This is a genomic window from Streptomyces sp. NBC_00996 (assembly GCF_045162675.1).
Lineage (GTDB): Bacteria > Actinomycetota > Actinomycetes > Streptomycetales > Streptomycetaceae > Streptomyces.
The window spans coordinates 6,429,793-6,444,574 of the sequence record NZ_CP108723.1; the positions used below are offsets into that span (position 1 = coordinate 6,429,793).

15 protein-coding genes and 3 pseudogenes are annotated in these 14,782 nt (G+C 68.9%); 11 read left to right on the plus strand and 7 right to left on the minus strand.

All coding sequences use genetic code 11. The annotated features are described in order from the left end of the window. The first annotated feature begins 3 nt into the window (after positions 1-3). The gene (locus OG390_RS30305) at positions 4-732 is read left to right on the plus strand and encodes a hypothetical protein (RefSeq protein WP_406172622.1); all 729 of its coding nucleotides are present in this window, start codon (positions 4-6) and stop codon (positions 730-732) included. A 110-nt stretch (positions 733-842) separates the two neighbouring features. On the opposite strand, the gene OG390_RS30310 is transcribed toward OG390_RS30305, so the two are convergent. Together OG390_RS30310 and OG390_RS30315 are read right to left on the minus strand one after the other, a co-directional pair. Continuing rightward, entirely contained in the window at positions 843-1,046 is a 204-nt protein-coding gene (locus OG390_RS30310; protein WP_406172623.1) for a DUF397 domain-containing protein, read from the minus strand. Positions 1,047-1,054: 8 nt separating this feature from the next. Then, a pseudogene (locus OG390_RS30315) lies at positions 1,055-1,267 on the minus strand (Scr1 family TA system antitoxin-like transcriptional regulator); the annotation flags it as partial. On the opposite strand from OG390_RS30315, the pseudogene OG390_RS30320 reads away from it, so the two are divergent. Beyond that, positions 1,241-1,543, plus strand: a pseudogene (locus OG390_RS30320) (ATP-binding protein); the annotation flags it as partial. The pseudogenes OG390_RS30315 and OG390_RS30320 sit on opposite strands and share 27 nt — an antisense overlap. Before the next feature lie 33 nt (positions 1,544-1,576). Continuing rightward, positions 1,577-2,479: a hypothetical protein gene (locus tag OG390_RS30325; RefSeq protein WP_406172624.1), complete on the plus strand. Its 903-nt coding sequence runs from the start codon at positions 1,577-1,579 to the stop codon at positions 2,477-2,479. Positions 2,480-2,598: 119 nt separating this feature from the next. On the opposite strand, the gene OG390_RS30330 is transcribed toward OG390_RS30325, so the two are convergent. From OG390_RS30330 to OG390_RS30345, 4 genes are all read right to left on the minus strand, one after another. After that, entirely contained in the window at positions 2,599-2,973 is a 375-nt protein-coding gene (locus tag OG390_RS30330) for a DUF6086 family protein (RefSeq protein WP_406172625.1), read from the minus strand. A 7-nt stretch (positions 2,974-2,980) separates the two neighbouring features. Then, positions 2,981-3,526 carry a SitI3 family protein gene (locus OG390_RS30335; RefSeq protein WP_406172626.1) on the minus strand — a complete coding sequence of 182 codons (546 nt, stop codon included), beginning with the start codon at positions 3,524-3,526 and terminating at the stop codon, positions 2,981-2,983. A 158-nt stretch (positions 3,527-3,684) separates the two neighbouring features. Further along, complete coding sequence (locus tag OG390_RS30340; protein WP_406172627.1) at positions 3,685-4,752, minus strand: hypothetical protein; 1,068 nt, start codon at positions 4,750-4,752, stop codon at positions 3,685-3,687. Next, on the minus strand, positions 4,752-5,390 hold the full coding sequence (locus OG390_RS30345; protein ID WP_406172628.1) for a hypothetical protein: 639 nt from the start codon (positions 5,388-5,390) through the stop codon (positions 4,752-4,754). The genes OG390_RS30340 and OG390_RS30345 overlap by 1 nt, the downstream gene beginning before the upstream one ends. A 353-nt stretch (positions 5,391-5,743) precedes the next feature. Here OG390_RS30345 and OG390_RS30350 point away from each other — a divergent pair, with 353 nt between their 5' ends. The 4 genes from OG390_RS30350 to OG390_RS30365 all read left to right on the plus strand — a co-directional run bounded on the left by OG390_RS30350 (position 5,744) and on the right by OG390_RS30365 (position 11,560). Continuing rightward, positions 5,744-8,713: a BTAD domain-containing putative transcriptional regulator gene (locus tag OG390_RS30350; RefSeq protein WP_406172629.1), complete on the plus strand. Its 2,970-nt coding sequence runs from the start codon at positions 5,744-5,746 to the stop codon at positions 8,711-8,713. Between the two features lie 180 nt (positions 8,714-8,893). Beyond that, complete coding sequence (locus tag OG390_RS30355; RefSeq protein ID WP_406172630.1) at positions 8,894-9,787, plus strand: prepilin peptidase; 894 nt, start codon at positions 8,894-8,896, stop codon at positions 9,785-9,787. Between the two features lie 103 nt (positions 9,788-9,890). After that, positions 9,891-11,090 (plus strand): cyclic dehypoxanthinyl futalosine synthase, encoded by a 1,200-nt coding sequence (mqnC, locus tag OG390_RS30360; protein WP_406172631.1) that lies wholly within the window; start codon positions 9,891-9,893, stop codon positions 11,088-11,090. Between the two features lie 17 nt (positions 11,091-11,107). Beyond that, positions 11,108-11,560, plus strand: coding sequence for a hypothetical protein (locus tag OG390_RS30365; RefSeq protein WP_406172632.1), 453 nt, complete (start codon positions 11,108-11,110; stop codon positions 11,558-11,560). Between the two features lie 136 nt (positions 11,561-11,696). On the opposite strand, the pseudogene OG390_RS30370 reads toward OG390_RS30365, so the two are convergent. Continuing rightward, positions 11,697-12,728, minus strand: a pseudogene (locus OG390_RS30370) (chitinase). A 307-nt stretch (positions 12,729-13,035) separates the two neighbouring features. Between OG390_RS30370 and OG390_RS30375 the strand changes: the two are divergent. Genes OG390_RS30375 through OG390_RS30390 form a run of 4 tightly spaced genes read left to right on the plus strand, consistent with a single transcriptional unit; the run spans position 13,036 to position 14,768 of the window. Further along, on the plus strand, positions 13,036-13,434 hold the full coding sequence (locus tag OG390_RS30375) for a hypothetical protein (RefSeq protein ID WP_406172633.1): 399 nt from the start codon (positions 13,036-13,038) through the stop codon (positions 13,432-13,434). A gap of 19 nt (positions 13,435-13,453) precedes the next feature. Then, positions 13,454-13,882, plus strand: a complete 429-nt coding sequence (locus tag OG390_RS30380) for a hypothetical protein (protein WP_406172634.1) — start codon at positions 13,454-13,456, stop codon at positions 13,880-13,882. Further along, on the plus strand, positions 13,843-14,601 hold the full coding sequence (locus tag OG390_RS30385) for a polysaccharide deacetylase family protein (protein ID WP_406172635.1): 759 nt from the start codon (positions 13,843-13,845) through the stop codon (positions 14,599-14,601). The genes OG390_RS30380 and OG390_RS30385 overlap by 40 nt, the downstream gene beginning before the upstream one ends. Beyond that, positions 14,583-14,768: a hypothetical protein gene (locus tag OG390_RS30390; protein WP_406172636.1), complete on the plus strand. Its 186-nt coding sequence runs from the start codon at positions 14,583-14,585 to the stop codon at positions 14,766-14,768. Before OG390_RS30385 ends, OG390_RS30390 begins: the two co-directional genes overlap by 19 nt. Positions 14,769-14,782: the final 14 nt, after the last annotated feature.

The following is a 14,782-nucleotide window of genomic DNA, read 5'->3' on the forward strand; positions in this document are numbered from 1 at the left end:
GCCATGGGCATCCTCGGGCGCAAGAAGGACGAGCCGACGATCGACCCCGTGCCCTGGGACGGGTCCGGCGGACCCGACTGGTTCACGGTCGGCGACGTACTGCGCTCCGCGACGTTCCGCCGCAAGGCGCTGACGGGAGAGCGGGCCGTGCGGGTGCCGACGATGCGGGACGGGGTACGGTACTTCGCCCCGGCGGCACTGGTGTCGTCGGCCGACCGAGCGGACTCCGAGCCCCCTTCGTACGAGCTGCATGAGGCGGAACAGTCAGGCAACCTGCTGTGCGCACTCACCCCGGTGAAGGGCGGCGCACGCTACCGCGTCACCGACGCTCAGGGCGAGGAACTCGGCCTGGTCCACCGCACCCCCGCCGCCAAACGCACCATCCAGCACAGCTGGTGGCTCCAACAGCCGGGGCACTCGGACATCGTGGCCCGCTACCACTGGGCGAGGGGCAGTGCGAAGGAGATCGCTGCGCGGGGCAAGGAGAGAGCGAAGCGTGAGGCGGGCGAACTCGCCGGCAGCGTGGTCGACTCCATCCTGAGCTTCGGCGCCGAAGACGACGAGCGGGCGAGCTTGCGCACCCCGAACCACGTGACCTGGCGGGCAGAGGGCGAGGAGGAGCGCGTCGTCCTGACCCTCGGCCATCTGGACGGGGTCACGGTGTACCAGCCCCACGCCAGCTGGCTGGACCGCCGCCTGGCCTTCGCGCTGGCGGTGTTGCGGGAGGCGTAGGGGGCGGAGGGGCTACTTGGCGCCGCCCTTGCCTCCGCCCTTCGTCTCTGTCCTCACGCCGCCCGAGACGTACTTGGCGACCAGCCGGACTCGAAGTCGTACAGCGAGCCCTACGTCAGGGGCATGGCGAGGGCTCCCGAGCGTATGCCGCACAGGAGTTGGGCGAGGGGGGTGGGGGTGGTGGTGAGGACGGTGGTGGGGTCGTCGGATTCGCGGAGGCGGAGGGTGGTGGGGGTGGCGGCGATTTCGACGCAGGCATTGCCATCCCCGCTGCCGGAGAAAGATGACTTCTGCCAGTTGTCGGGCGTGCTCATGGTGCGCCTCACAGTTCCTTCGCCAGCCTGTGGATGAAGTCCCGCGACCGCTCGGGTTCGAGTGACGCGGCCTTCATTCTACGGAAAAGCGTTCGAAAGCGGCTGAGTTGGGCCTCGGAGTCGATGAAGGCCGTGCCGTGTGGAGCGTCGCGCACGACCGTATCCAGTTTGGGTACCGCTCCGCCCGCGTACACCATGGTGCTGTCCGCGCCGGCGAAACCTTGCTGGCGGCCGAGCTGGTCTCCAACGCCGTACGGCATACGAAGGGGCCGGCGGCCCTGCGTCTGTGCTGGCGCGACGGAGTCCTGCGCATCGGCGCGTGGGACGCGAGCCCCGAACCACCGCCGACCCGGCTGGAGCTGACCCACGTCGTCGACGCGGAGGAGGGCCGTGGACTCGAACTCGTCCGGGCCTGCGCCGACGACTGGGGCTGGTATCCGCGGCGTCAGGGCGGCGACACCGGCAAGTACGTGTGGTGTGACCTCCTTGCGGCGTAGCGCGTTGATCACGTCGTACCGAAAGGAGAGCTGATGGTCAGCTCGTCGCATGAGGCCCTGCATCGGATCTTCCAGAAAGACCCGGCGTTACTGACTCGCGCCCTGCAACGCGTGCTGCACGTGCCGTTCCCGGAGCCGCGTGAATTCGTGGCCATGAACGTCGACTTGACGGAAGTCGCACCGGTCGAGCGACGTGTCGACACGCTGATGCGGGTGGAGACGGATGAGGGTGCCTACCTCCTGGTCGTCGAGTCACAGAGGAAGAAGGACGAGGGCAAGCGCGGAAGCTGGCCCTACTACCTCTCATACCTGTACGAGAAGTACCGCTGCGAGCCGGTGCTCATCGTCATCACCCAGAGCAGTGCCACGGCCCGCTGGGCGGCACAGCCCATCCGGCGCGGCCTGCCCGGCTGGCACTCGCTGACGGTCCGGCCGCTCGTGCTGGGGCCGAACAATGTGCCGGTGATCGCGGATGCGCGGGAGGCCGAGCGGGACGTTTCGCTCGCGGTGCTCTCGGCGATGACACATGGCACAGGCCCGCAGGCCGCCGCCATACTGGATTCCCTGGCCACCGCTCTGCGGACCATCGATTCCGACAGCGCGGCGGTCTTCGTGCAGTTCGTTGATTCATGCCTGGCCGACCCCCAGGCGAAGCAGATCTGGAGGGACCTGATGACGGCGATCCAATACTTCTGGCGGCACCCGCTGGCAGAGCAGGTCCGCGAGGAGGGCCGGGAAGAGGGCCGGGAAGAGGGGCGAGTCAAGGATCGTGCGGAGATGACCCTGCGCATCCTGGAGTGGCGTGGACTCCCGGTACCTGACGCTGTTAGGGAGCGGGTTGAGGCCTGCTCCGACCTGGTGCAGCTGGAGACCTGGGCTCAGCGGGCGGTCCACGCAGCGAAGGCGGAGGACTTGTTCGCCGACGACCGACCCTGATCCGGCCGCCGGGGGCCGGGAGTGTCTCAGCGGTTGAGCGACTGGATCGTCTGGGTGGTCTGGGAGGGCCGTCCGGCAGGTCGTCCTTCGAGTGGGAGGAGGCGGCCTCCTCCCTCGCATCAGACCGGCATGGCGCGCGCGTGCTGGTCCCGCAGAGTCCTCCAGGCCAGTTCCTGGGCATGCCCGGGCATTGCGGGAGCAGGATGGCCGGCGCGGTCGATGAGCACCAGAGAGGTCGCGATGAAACCGAGGGACAGGGACCGTAGGATCCCCTGATCCGACGTGCTGAACCGGTCGACAGCCGCGGCGGAGAGCCCCCCGAAGTCCCGGAAGTCGATGACGCATACGCCGTCGGCGGGCAAGCCGGTGCCCGAGCCGACGCCGAACACCCCGGCGAAGACCTCGGCGGTCCCTACGAAGGCGTGGGCGACGTCGGCACCGGGGCACCAGATGTCCCGGCCGGGCAGGTCGCTGGAGTGGAACCTGAACTTCACTGGCGGCTCAATCAAAGTCCATGGTGTGGGTTTCCCGGCAGTAGGGTTGCGTGATGAGGGCCAGGCGCTGGGGGCGCCAGAGGTCGTCGTCCTCGTTCAGGCTCAGTCCGCCATTCCGGCGGAGCAGCCAGATCTCCTCGAACTGGTAGTGCAGCACCGTGTCGCCGTCGATTCGCCCCAGCAGCGGCACGACCAGCCGGAGCATGTCGTCCTGCTGGTCCGAGATTTCGATGCCGCTGGCCATACGGAACACCACGGCGGCGGTCGGAATGAAGCGTAGATCGTTGATTACGGGGGGCCACAGAGACGGTTGTTCCTCAGCCACGCGAATCCATGTGTCCAGCCGGGCGTTCACCCCCTGTTCTACCAGCAGCTCGGAGGTAACCGACGCATCAAAGACACCGAGGTCTTTGCCGATCTCTTCCAGTCGGTTCGCAACCTCGACCACGGTCAATTGCGTCGCGCAATCGAGGTCGTAAGCGATTGCCATGCAGGTTATTTCCTTCGAATTCAACGGATAGAGGTGGAACGCGTTCCCGGTGCGGTCGATCATCAGGACCTCTTTCAGCCGGTCGAGGGGCCAGTCCTGGAACTGCTAGTCAATTTTGTAAGTGGTGCGGTCGTAGTCCTGTGAGATCAGCGCGAGACGGTGTGGCGTCCACACCGGTCCGTTCGCATCGTGCGGAACGGGCCGGCCTTCGTTGGAGCGTGTTACCGGTTGATCGACTGGATCTCCTGGACGTTGATGTCCTGGGTGCTCTGGAAGGTGCCGTCGGGGAGGTCGCCCTTGGCTCCGCCCGTGCCCTGCCAGGTGATCTGCCAAGTCACCGACGCCTTCAGCTGGTACGGCTTTCCGCTCGTGGCGTGGAGGTAAGTGATGCCGCAGGGCGGCGTCTTGTCGGCGTCGCCTGTCTTGTACGGGGTGCCGATGGAGCCGTCCTCTTTGAACTTGCACTCGCCGGAGGCGGGGTAGGTGTCGGCGTCTTCCGTACCGGCGTCGAGGTGGAGGCTGACGGGCTTCGCCGTGGTCTCGGCCCACAAACCGGTGTTCGGGAGCTCGGCGCGGACCGTGACGTCCTGGAACGTGCCCTTGTCGAGCCAGATCCAGGTGGGCAGGTTGACTGTCGACTTACCTTCGGGCTTCAGCTCGATCTTGGTCTCCGGGACCTTGACCTGGTTGTAGGCGTACTCGGCCAGCGTTTTCGGGGTCGGCGCGTGCGGGATCTTCGGGATCTGCGTGTCGGGCTCCCAGAACATGATCCGGCCGCAGTCCCAGGAGTCGGGGTCGGTGTCGTCGGGTGCGACGCTGCGCCAGAAGTAGCCGCCCTTGCCGATGTTGTAATTCTTGTAGCCCTCGGCGGCGCTTTGCTTGTCGTCGAAGTTCGTCTCCGGCTTGCCGTCCTCGTAGTGGTCGGTCCACAGGCGCTTGCCGAACCAGGACTCGTGGACGCCCACGTCGCCGTTGCCGTCCGACTTGTCCACGAACGCCTTCAGACCCTCGGGCGTGAAGACGGGTTCGTACCAACAGGCGGGCGGCTTCCAAGTCGTGTCCGCCGACGTGACGTTGCCCCGCTTTCCACTGGTGGGGCCCTTCACCTGACGGACCTTGATCCGGGATTGCGTGGCCGAGGCGTACGCGGAGACGTTGCCCTTGCCGTCGGTCTTGCCGCCGGAGTCGTTGGTGCCCCCTCCTCCCACCGCGCCGGCCGGGGTGGAGGCGAGGAGGAGTGCGGCCACTGACGCGGTCGTCAGGGCAGGTATTCCGCGCTGAGGCCTCATCACTGGCAACCGCCCCTCTTCGACTCGGTGGAGACGTTCTGCCAGACGCCTTCGGAGTTCTTGCGGAGCGTCACGGTGTAGAACACGTGGGGGTTCGTGCCCGCGGGGTTGCCCTCGACCTTGCTCGTCTTGCGGTCCCTCGTGTACGCCTTGCTCTCGTCCGTGCAGTAATTGAGGACCGCTCGTGTCTTGTTGTCTCCGAGGAGGGCGCCTTTGGCGTCGAACGCGGGCAACTTGCCGAAGACCGTGAGGTTCTTGTCGGTGTAGGTCTTGATCCACCGCCGGTCCTGCGAGAGGCCGGAGTCGGTGTCGTAGAAGGCCAGGGCCGCCCCGCCGTCGGGCTTGTTCGCGGTGATCGCCGCATATCCTGCACGGAGCTGCTCTCTGGCGTCGTTGAGAACTGCCTGTTCGACAGGGTCGCTGCTCGTCCAGTCCTGGAAGGTCAACTCGAAGTTCTTCGGGAGGGTGATCTCCGGACGCTTCACGTTCGAGGCACCGGACGCGGAGGCGGAAGCCGACGGCGACCCCGACCCCGTATCCGCCCCCTTGATGTCACCGGACGACGAATCGTCACCTCCGCCGCAGGCAGTGAGCAGCAGTGCCGCTGTCGCGGTGAGTGCGGCGGCGGTGGTGGTCATGGCGCGACGGGACACGGGCCTTCTCCCCCTATGTGCGGCTTTCGGTGTGTGCGCAGCTGTGTGCAGCAGAGAACGAAGCTATCAGGGGCCCGTAAAGGGCATTGGTGCGGCAAAAGGGGATTGTGTGGGGACCGTGAGAACTGTGACGTGACGGTTGCGAATGCCGTGGAAGCTGGACACTGCACGGGAAGGGGGTGCGGGGCAACTCGGGCTTAGGGGACTGGTGGTGAGGAATCGGGTGGGCCGTCCGACCTTGCCCCCTGTCTGCTCTTCGACACCCTCCTTAAGATCTCAGTAGGCTCAGCTCACCCCACTTGACCACTCCCTCCGCACACGACCCCAGGACACCTGCCATGGCGCGACGCACCACTTCCAGCTCGACGGGAAGCTCGCCGGGTCCGAGGAATCGGACGCCGCAGCCCCTGCCCCGGCGTCGTCGGACGTTCGGGGACTTCCTGAAGGCCTTCTTGGCCTTCGTGGCGCTCGTTGTGCTCGTGGTCGGCGTGCCGGGGGCGCTCGCCGTCATGGTCGGCTGGCCGTTGCCGCACGGGGTGCCGTCGCTGGACTGGCTGCAGCAGGAGATCACCGTCGGCACGTTCGTCCACGTGCTGACCGTGGTGGTCTGGCTCGCCTGGGCGCAGTTCACGGCCTGTGTGCTCGTGGAGGTGAAGGCGGCGCTGTCCGGCGTGGGGATGCCGGGCCATGTACCGGGTTCGGGGCCCAGCCAGTTGCTGGCGCGGCAGCTCGTCGCCGCGCTGCTGCTCGTCGGTGCCACCGCGGCCAGCCTCACGCCGGGGCTGTCGCAGCTCGGGCACAGCATGGAGGGGAACCAGAAGGGGACCGTCGCCGCGGCGCAGCAGACCCCGGGCGGGCTGTTCGGGCAGCAGCAGGAGCAGGCCGCAGACACGGCCGCCGCGATCGCCGAACAGGCCGCCCACGCGGCCTCGCATGCCGACAGCGGCAGTACGGCCGAGCAGGGCGACACCAAGTACTACCGGATCCAGCCGCCCGAGGGACGCCACCACGACTCGCTCTGGGAGATCGCCCAGCGGCATCTCGGGGACGGGCGCCGGTACAAGGAGATCTACCAGCTCAACAAGGACCGTACGCAGCCCGACGGGTCCAAGCTCTCGGAGGCCAGCCTGATCCGGCCCGGGTGGATCCTCGAAATGCCCGGCGACGCCCATGGCGGCGAGCTCGTGGAGATGCCCGACGAGGCGCCCAAGGTCTCGGAGCAGGTCCAGCAGCAGATCCACGACTACGCCAAGACCGGGGATCACCAGCAGGGCGGAGGCAGCCAGCAGGGCGGCAGCGGAACTCAACAGGGCGGCGACCGGGACACCGCGCACATCCACGTGCCCCAGCAGCGGACCGGCAGCGACCAGGGCAGCGGCAACCAACAGCAGGGGCAGGCCGGTTCGGAGGAGAGCGGGTTCTCCTTCGGGCTGCCCGAAGCCCTCGTCGGCGCGCCTCTCCTCGCCGCCGGCCTCCTCGGCGCCCTCGGCCGCCGGCGCCGCCAGGCGCTGTGGCAGTCCGCGCTCGGTGCGGTCGGCGGGCGGCGCGGCATGGAGCCGCCGGTTCCGACCGGGTCCGCCGCGGACGCCCAGGACGCGCTGCTCGTGGGTGCCGACCCCGAGGGCGTACGCCTGCTCGACCTGTCCCTGCGCGGACTCGCGGCGGCGCTCGCGGCCGAGTCACGCCCGTTGCCGACCGTCTACGCGGCCTGGCTCAGCGGCAACGGCGATCTGCACCTGCAGCTCGCCCAGCCGGCCGGGAAGCCGCCCGCGCCCTGGCAGCTCGGGCAGGACCAGACGTTCTGGATGCTGGCGCGGACGGACGCGGAACGGTACGAGGACGTCGACACTGCCGCGCCCTACCCCGGGCTGGTCAGCCTGGGCACCATGGACGACTCCCGGCTGCTCCTCAATCTCGAGTCCGTCCCCGGCATCGTCTCGCTCAGCGGCAGCGAGAGCGACCGTGCGGGCGTCTTCGCCTCGGTCGCCGCGGAGTTGGCGACCAATGGATGGTCGGACCGCATGACGATCACGCTCGTCGGGTTCGGGCAGGACCTGACGCCGCTCGCGCCCAACCGGCTGCGCCACCTCGACGACGTCGAGGCGCTGGTGGAGACCATGGAGGCGGAGACGCGGCAGCGGCGCGGTGCGCTGGGGGCCGCGGGTCACGACTCGGTGCTCACCGGCCGCACCGGCCCCGCCCAGCACACCCGTTGGGCGCCCCACCTCGTGCTGCTCGCCGCCGAGCCGTCCGGCGAGGACGCCGTCAAGCTCGCCGAACTCGCCGCCGACGCCAGCCGGTTGGGCATCGGCTATCTCGTCGGCACCGAGAGCGGCGATCTGCCGGGCGCTGCCTGGGAGATGGAGATCACCAGCCAGGGCAAGCTGCTCGCCCCGCTGCTCGGACTCGAACTCGACGCGCAGTTGCTGCCGGTGGCGCAGCAGCGGGCGGTCGTCGAGCTGTTCGTCGAGGCGGACCCCGAGCGGGAGAGCACCAATGCCTCCGCGCCGCCGTTCCTCGTCGACGTCAGCGAGCAGGGGCGTCCGGCGGTGTACGCGCGCCTCGTGGGCCCGTACGAGATCATCGGTCTGGAGACGCCCGACGGCGAGCGCAGCCCGCTGCTGCACGAGGCGCTGGCGCTGCTGCTCCTGCACCGCGAAGGCGTGCATCCGCGGGTGCTGTCCTCCGCGCTGTGGCCGCGCGGTGTCACCGACGACGTGCGGGACGCGCTCGTCGAGCGGCTGCGCGACTGGCTCGGCAACGAGCCCGACGGCACGCCCCGCCTCGGCACCGACACGACCGGGCGGCTCACGCTCGCCAAGTCGGTCGTGTCCGACCTGGATGTGCTGCGCTCGCTCTACCACGAGGCGACGCAGGGCAAGGGCGTCAACAGCCGTGCTGTGCGTGGGCGGTTGCTCACGGACGCGCTCGTGCTCGTACGCGGGCCGCTGCTCGCCGATCGTCCGCGGGGGCGGTACGGCTGGCTCACACACGAGATCATCGACGCCCAGCTTCCGCTGCTCGTGGCGGACATCGGGCTCGCGCTCTCCGCGTTCCATCTGGAGAAGGACCGGGCGGAGAAGGCGATCGAGGCGCTGAACGCGGCGTTGGGGTCCGCCCCGGGGGACGAGCGGCTCTGGAACGAGTTGCTTCGGGCGACGCACGCCACGGGGGACAGTGAGCGGTTGAAGCGGCTCGCGGCCGACCTCGTCGCCCGCAGTGGGGCGCGCGGGTTGCCTCCGCGGACGGAGGCGTTGCTGGATGAACTGCTGCCCACGTGGCGCAGTGGCGTGGCCGCTGTCGGGTGACTTGCCCCGGCCCTGGGGCTGGACCTCTTTTGTCCGGGCGCCCGGCGCTGCAGGCTGTGCCCACCCTCGCCCCATCTCTCGCCTTCGCCCGACCAGGGGGACCCCCATCGCCCTGCGGAGCGACTGCCCACAGCGGTAGCGGCAACGGTGGCGACAGTCCTCGAACGGCCTACGTAGGGTGTGCGCGTGGATCTCGATCTCTGGTTGACCGGCGGTGCCGCCCTGTGGGGCGCGGCGGCCGGGTCGCTGGTGCCGCGGGCCGCGTACCGGTTCTCCGTCGAGCCGGACGAGGCGTGGCGGGACCGGTGTCCCGAGGGGCACGCGATAGCCGGGGTCGCGGACGGCTGGCTCGGGCTCGCCCGGTGCGGTCGATGTGCCGACTCCGTTCCCACGTCTCCCACGTCTCCCACGTCTCCTACGTCTCCTACGTCTCCTACGTCTCCTACGTCTCCTACGTCTCCTACGTCTCGTGCGGCGGAGGCCGTGCACGACGATGCGGGACACGTGGCCGCCGGTCGCGCCCCCGCCTCGTACGGACCCGGTGCCCTCCTGCTCTCCCTCGCCACCGCACTCGTCTGTGCCGGGCTCGCGCTCACGACAGGTACGCGGCCGGAGCTGGTGGTCTGGCTGCTGCTCGCGCCGCTCGGTGTGCTGCTCGCCGTCGTCGACTTCAGGGTGCAGCGGCTGCCGGATCTGCTCACCCTGCCGCTCGCGGGCGCCGCTCTCGCGCTGCTCGCAGTCGTCGCGGCGGTGCCCGAGCACGCGGGGGAGTGGCTGACGGCGCTGTTCGGAGCGCTCGCGCTGGGGGGCGCGTACTTCCTTCTCTTCCTCATCAACCCCCATGGGATGGGGTTCGGGGATGTGAAGCTCGCGCTGGGGCTCGGGGCCCTGCTCGGCTGGTACGGGTGGAGCGTGGTGTTCCTGGGGACCTTCGCCGGGTTCCTGTTCGGCGGGCTGTACGGGATGGGGCTCGTCGTGGTGAGGCGCGCCGGGCGGAAGACATCGATCCCGTTCGGGCCGTTCCTGATCGCGGGCGCGTACGTCGGGCTCCTGATCGGGGCGTACGCGGCCTGAGCAGGGCGGAATCGACGGCGCACGCGGCCTGACGTCGGGGGCCGCAACCGGCTGGCGTAGGCTGGTTCGGTCCGTCCACAACCCTTACGAAAGGGACGCCCCGGTGACCGAGAAGGCCGACCTTCAGTCCGTCCTCGACCGTGCCGCCGAGGGTGGGCGGATCACCCCGGAAGAGGCGCTCGACCTCTACCGCGACGCCCCGCTGCACGCGCTGGGCGCGGCCGCCGACGCCGTACGCCGCCGCCGGTACGCCGGTACCGAGCACATCGCCACGTACATCATCGAGCGCAACATCAACTACACGAACGTGTGCGTCACGGCGTGCAAGTTCTGCGCGTTCTACGCGGCCCCGAAGGACACGGACAAGGGCTGGACGCGCGACCTCGACGACATCCTGCGGCGGTGCGCCGAGACCGTCGAGCTCGGCGGTACGCAGATCATGTTCCAGGGCGGCCACCACCCGGACTACGGCGTCGAGTACTACGAGAAGCACTTCTCCGCGATCAAGAAGGAATTCCCGCAGCTGGTCATCCACTCCCTCGGCGCGTCCGAGGTCGAGCACATGGCCCGTATCTCCAAGGTGAGCGTGGAGGAGGCCATCCAGCGCATCCACGCGGCCGGCCTCGACTCCTTCGCCGGCGCCGGCGCCGAGCTGCTCCCCGAGCGGCCGCGCAAGGCGATCGCCCCGCTGAAGGAGAGCGGCGAGCGCTGGCTGGAGATCATGGAGACCGCGCACCGGCTGGGCGTGGAGTCCACGTCCACCATGCTCATGGGCACCGGCGAGACCAACGCCGAGCGCATCGAGCACCTGCGGATGATCCGTGACGTACAGGACCGGACGGGCGGCTTCCGCGCCTTCATCCCGTACACCTACCAGCCCGAGAACAATCACCTGAAGGGCCGTACGCAGGCCACGCTCTTCGAGTACCTGCGGATGATCGCCATCGCGCGGCTGTTCATGGACAACATCGCCCACATCCAGGGCTCCTGGCTCACCACCGGCAAGGAGGTCGGCCAGCTCTCCCTGCACTACGGAGCGGACGACCTCGGCTCGATCATGCTGGAGGAGAACGTCGTCTCCTCGGCCGGCGCCAAGCACCGCTCCAACCGCATGGAGATCATCGACCTGATCCGCAAGGCCGGGCGCGTGCCCGCCCAGCGGACGACGACGTACGAGCACATCGTCGTCCACGACGACCCGGCGAACGACCCGGTCGACGAGCGGGTCATGTCCCACATCTCCTCGACGGCGATCGAGGGCGGCACGGCCCACCCCGAGCTGAAGCTGCTGGCGTCCAACTAGCATCGGTCGGAGCTGACTTGGAGACGATTCACGCGGCCGACGAGCTGTGGATCAGCTGGCACACCGGAGAGCCGGTCAAGGACGGCGCGGTGATCGTGGGCCGTGACCGCGTCGGGGCCGTCGGCACCTTGGCCGAGATGCGGGAGAGGGCTCCCGACGCGCGCGTACGGCGGTGGCCCGGCGCGCTGGGGCCCGCTCTCGTCCACGCAGGCCCGCTCCCTGACGCGCCGACACCGCGTGAACGTATTCACGCGGTGCTGAAACTCGGTGCGGTGGCAGTCCTCGAGGAGTACGTCGATACGCCCGAACTCCGGGCCGCCGCCGAGCGGAACGACGTCGTGGTCCTCGGGAGTGCGGCACGGCGGCCCGCGATCATCCAGACCGGCCGCGCCGACCTCGCCGTCTTCGGTGAGGACGGCGCCTGCATCGCCACTGTGTGCGCGGGACGTCTGGTGCACAGACGCCGCTGAGCTTGCCGGCCCCGTGCGCTGGAGCTCCCGTTCAGGGATGCGGGAACTGTGCGAGTGGCCCAGGGCGGTCCGCAGCTCCCCTTCAGGGATGCGGGGAACTGTGTGAGCGGCCCAGGGCGGTCCGCAGCTTGCGCACTCAGCCGGCCAACGCCTCCGCAAACGCCCCCGAACTCTGCGTCACCCCACTGCAGTTGGTTGCCGCATCGTCGGACGCGGAGTTGTCGTCCTCGCACTGCTGGTCCCGGAAGGTCGACCATATCGACACCCAGGCCACCCCCTTCTCCTCCGCGAATGCCCGTACCTGCGCCGCGTCCGAGAGGGTGAACGTCTAGCCCGAGACGTCCTGTTCGCCGATCATCGAGGTGAGGGCGAGCCCCTGCCAGGCGCCCGCGCTCGACAGCCCGAAGACATCCTGCAGTTGATCGTGGGCCGCCTTGGCGGACGTCTCGGCGTAGTCGCCCATGTCGCCCGTGTACGAACTGCCGTAGTTCATCGTCATGATGTTGACGGTGGAGACCCTCACGGCGTTGTCGTTGGCGGACTCCAGGAGCGCCAGGCTGTCGTCGTCGAGGCCGGACGGCATCACCGGTAGTGTGAAGGAGACCTTCAGGTCGGTGCGCTCCTTCTGGAGCAGCGCGATCGCCTTGGAGCGCAGCGCGACCGAGTCGGAGTCGGTCAGCGCGTCCCCCTCGATGTCGAAGTCCGCCTGGGCCGAGCCGGCGGCGTCCAGAACAGCCCAGTATGCCGCAGCGAGCTCGGTCGCGCTGTCGCAGACCTCGGCCGGCTCCTTGCCGGACGCGCCGCCGAAGGAGACCCGCACGCTCGCGCCGGACTCCTTCAGCGCTGAGATCCGGGTCTTCACGGCCGCGTTGCCGAGGGTGTACGTCCCGTTCCACTTCGGCGTGCAGTCGCTGCCGTCGGAGATCACGAAGGCCAGGTTGTATGTCGTCGGCGACCCGGTGGAGTCGGTGTCGGACGCGGTGGTGGCGCTCACGTACGGGGCGTACGAGGTGGTCGACGAGGACTCGCTCTCGGAGGGCGCCGCACTGGTCCGCGGGGTCTGCGCGGGTGCCGCGTCCGATGCGTCGTCACCGCCCGAGGAGCACCCCGCACAGGCCAGAGCTACCAGGCAGACGAGCCCGGCGGCCGGCTTCAGGAAACTCCTCATTGCGCATGCACCCGCTCTCGTGATTTCTGTCTCAGGACGGAAACAAAGTGCGATTCCGGAGTTCAAAGGTGGCACATCCGGTGGTGATTCATGAATACAGGAAGTGCATGGGAAGGGCACAGGAAAGGGGGTGTAAAGCGGATGAGTAGGGCGTGAGGGTGGGACATAAGGGGCATATGTGCCCGGCCTGAGCTGCGCAGATGTTCTTGCATTCTCTTAGGGAACGGACAGTTTGGGCGCACTCTCATGGTCCTCTCACATGAGAAGCAGAGAATTGGCCACATAAAGGCGCCCTAATATCCGGGGAATGCAATCCGAGTCAGCCATCGAAAACCGCGCCCAAGTGCGCGGCCGCCGCCGCAAACGCGGCAACGGGGCCGGGGACGGCCCCGTGTTCGTTGACAACTCTGGGCGCCGGGCCCGCCTGCTGCGCAGAATCGGCATGCTCGTCGGCGTCGTCTGTCTCGGCTACGCGGTCGTGCTCGGTATGGCCTTCATGGGCTGGGGCACCTCGCTGACGCCTTCCTCACTGTTCCCCTTCTGCGGCGGCCGGGCCGGCTCCGCTCCCGGGGGCAACCTGCAGCCGCAGGGCGGCGCCGCCGCCACCGGCACCCCGCCCGCGAGGCCCACCGGCACTCCGCCCACGGGCGCCGCCACGGGCGAGCCTCCGTCCCCCACCGCGTCCGCCTCCACCGGCGTCAACTGACTGGGACGCATCCACACCCATGACTTCGACCACGCCCTCGCGCGGCCGTCGGCGCGCCCCCTCCAAGATGGAGCGGGCGGCCGGCAAGGCCGCGGCGCTGCAGAAACCGCGCGTCATCCTCGCCCTGCTGCTCCTGCTGGCGCTCGTCAGCGTGATGCTGCTCGACGGCTACCTGCGCTCCGAGATCGGCAACGACTCGCGTGTACGCGACGGCGCGGCCTACGACAAGGTCCCCCAGAAGATCCTTGACGGCGGCCCCCTCCTGACGTTCAACAACGGCACCGCGAAGACCGAGTCCGTGCCGAACAAGACCATCGTGCTCACCTTCGACGACGGGCCGACGGCGACCTGGACCCCCCCCAGGTCCTCAAGGGCCTCGAGGACAATGACGTCGAGGGCACTTTCTTCATGGTCGGCTCGATGGTCTCGCGCTATCCCGGCGTGGTGAAGGACCTGGTGGACCAGGGCGACGAGGTCGGCATCCACACCTTCACGCACGTCGACCTCTCCTACCAGAGCACCGCGCGGCTCCAGCGCGAACTCAAGCAGACGCAGCTCGCGCTCGCGGGCGCCGCGGGGATCCAGACCACGCTGTTCCGCGCCCCGTACTCGTCGGAGATCAACGCCGTCGACAACTACAGCTGGCCGGTCTACCAGCAGATCGGCAACCTGGGCTACACCAGCGTCTTCGTCGACACCGACAGCGACGACTGGAAGAAGCCCGGCGTCTCGAAGATCGTCCAGTGGGCGACGCCGAAGAAGAACAGGGGCGCCATCGTCCTCATGCACGACGCGGGCGGCGACCGTTCGGAGACGGTCACTGCGCTCGGCACGTACATCAAGAAGATGAAGGCGAAGGGCTACACCTTCACCACCGTCAGCGGCGCGATGGCCAAGGCCAACAACCAGAGCCGGCAGCAGAACGCCCAGCAGGCGGGTGCCGCCGGGCAGCCCACCGGACAGGCCACCGGTTCCGGACAGCAGCCCGGCGGTGCGCAGCCGACCGGCGGGCCCCAACAGGGGCGCGGCACGAGCGCGGCCGGCACGGTCCGCGTCGAGCAGGCCGCCCACAGCAAGGCCACCGGCGCCACCCTCTACGAGGGCAAGGCCCTCATCTGGGCGGTGCGGTCGCCGAGTGGGTCGTTCCGGTGCTGTCCTACTTCCTGATCGTCGTCGGTGTCGCCGTGATGGGCCGGTTCGGGATGATGCTGATCCTCGCCCGCCGCCACTGCAGACAGCGCAACAGAAAGCGCGGCAGGGGCGGGAAGTTCGGCTGGGGGCCGACGGTCACCCGGCCGGTGACCGTGATCGTGCCCGCGTACGACGAGAAGTAGTGCATCGCCAACAC

Excerpts from the sequence above, each read along its gene's own strand:
- OG390_RS30335 (WP_406172626.1), bottom strand. The coding sequence starts at position 3,526 with ATGATCGACCGCACCGGGAACGCGTTCCACCTCTATCCGTTGAATTCG.
- OG390_RS30310 (WP_406172623.1), bottom strand. The coding sequence starts at position 1,046 with ATGAGCACGCCCGACAACTGGCAGAAGTCATCTTTCTCCGGCAGCGGG.
- OG390_RS30325 (WP_406172624.1), top strand. The coding sequence starts at position 1,577 with ATGGTCAGCTCGTCGCATGAGGCCCTGCATCGGATCTTCCAGAAAGAC.
- OG390_RS30345 (WP_406172628.1), bottom strand. The coding sequence starts at position 5,390 with ATGACCACCACCGCCGCCGCACTCACCGCGACAGCGGCACTGCTGCTC.
- OG390_RS30380 (WP_406172634.1), top strand. The coding sequence starts at position 13,454 with ATGACTTCGACCACGCCCTCGCGCGGCCGTCGGCGCGCCCCCTCCAAG.
- OG390_RS30375 (WP_406172633.1), top strand. The coding sequence starts at position 13,036 with ATGCAATCCGAGTCAGCCATCGAAAACCGCGCCCAAGTGCGCGGCCGC.
- OG390_RS30385 (WP_406172635.1), top strand. The coding sequence starts at position 13,843 with ATGGTCGGCTCGATGGTCTCGCGCTATCCCGGCGTGGTGAAGGACCTG.
- OG390_RS30340 (WP_406172627.1), bottom strand. The coding sequence starts at position 4,752 with ATGAGGCCTCAGCGCGGAATACCTGCCCTGACGACCGCGTCAGTGGCC.
- OG390_RS30350 (WP_406172629.1), top strand. The coding sequence starts at position 5,744 with ATGGCGCGACGCACCACTTCCAGCTCGACGGGAAGCTCGCCGGGTCCG.
- OG390_RS30305 (WP_406172622.1), top strand. The coding sequence starts at position 4 with ATGGGCATCCTCGGGCGCAAGAAGGACGAGCCGACGATCGACCCCGTG.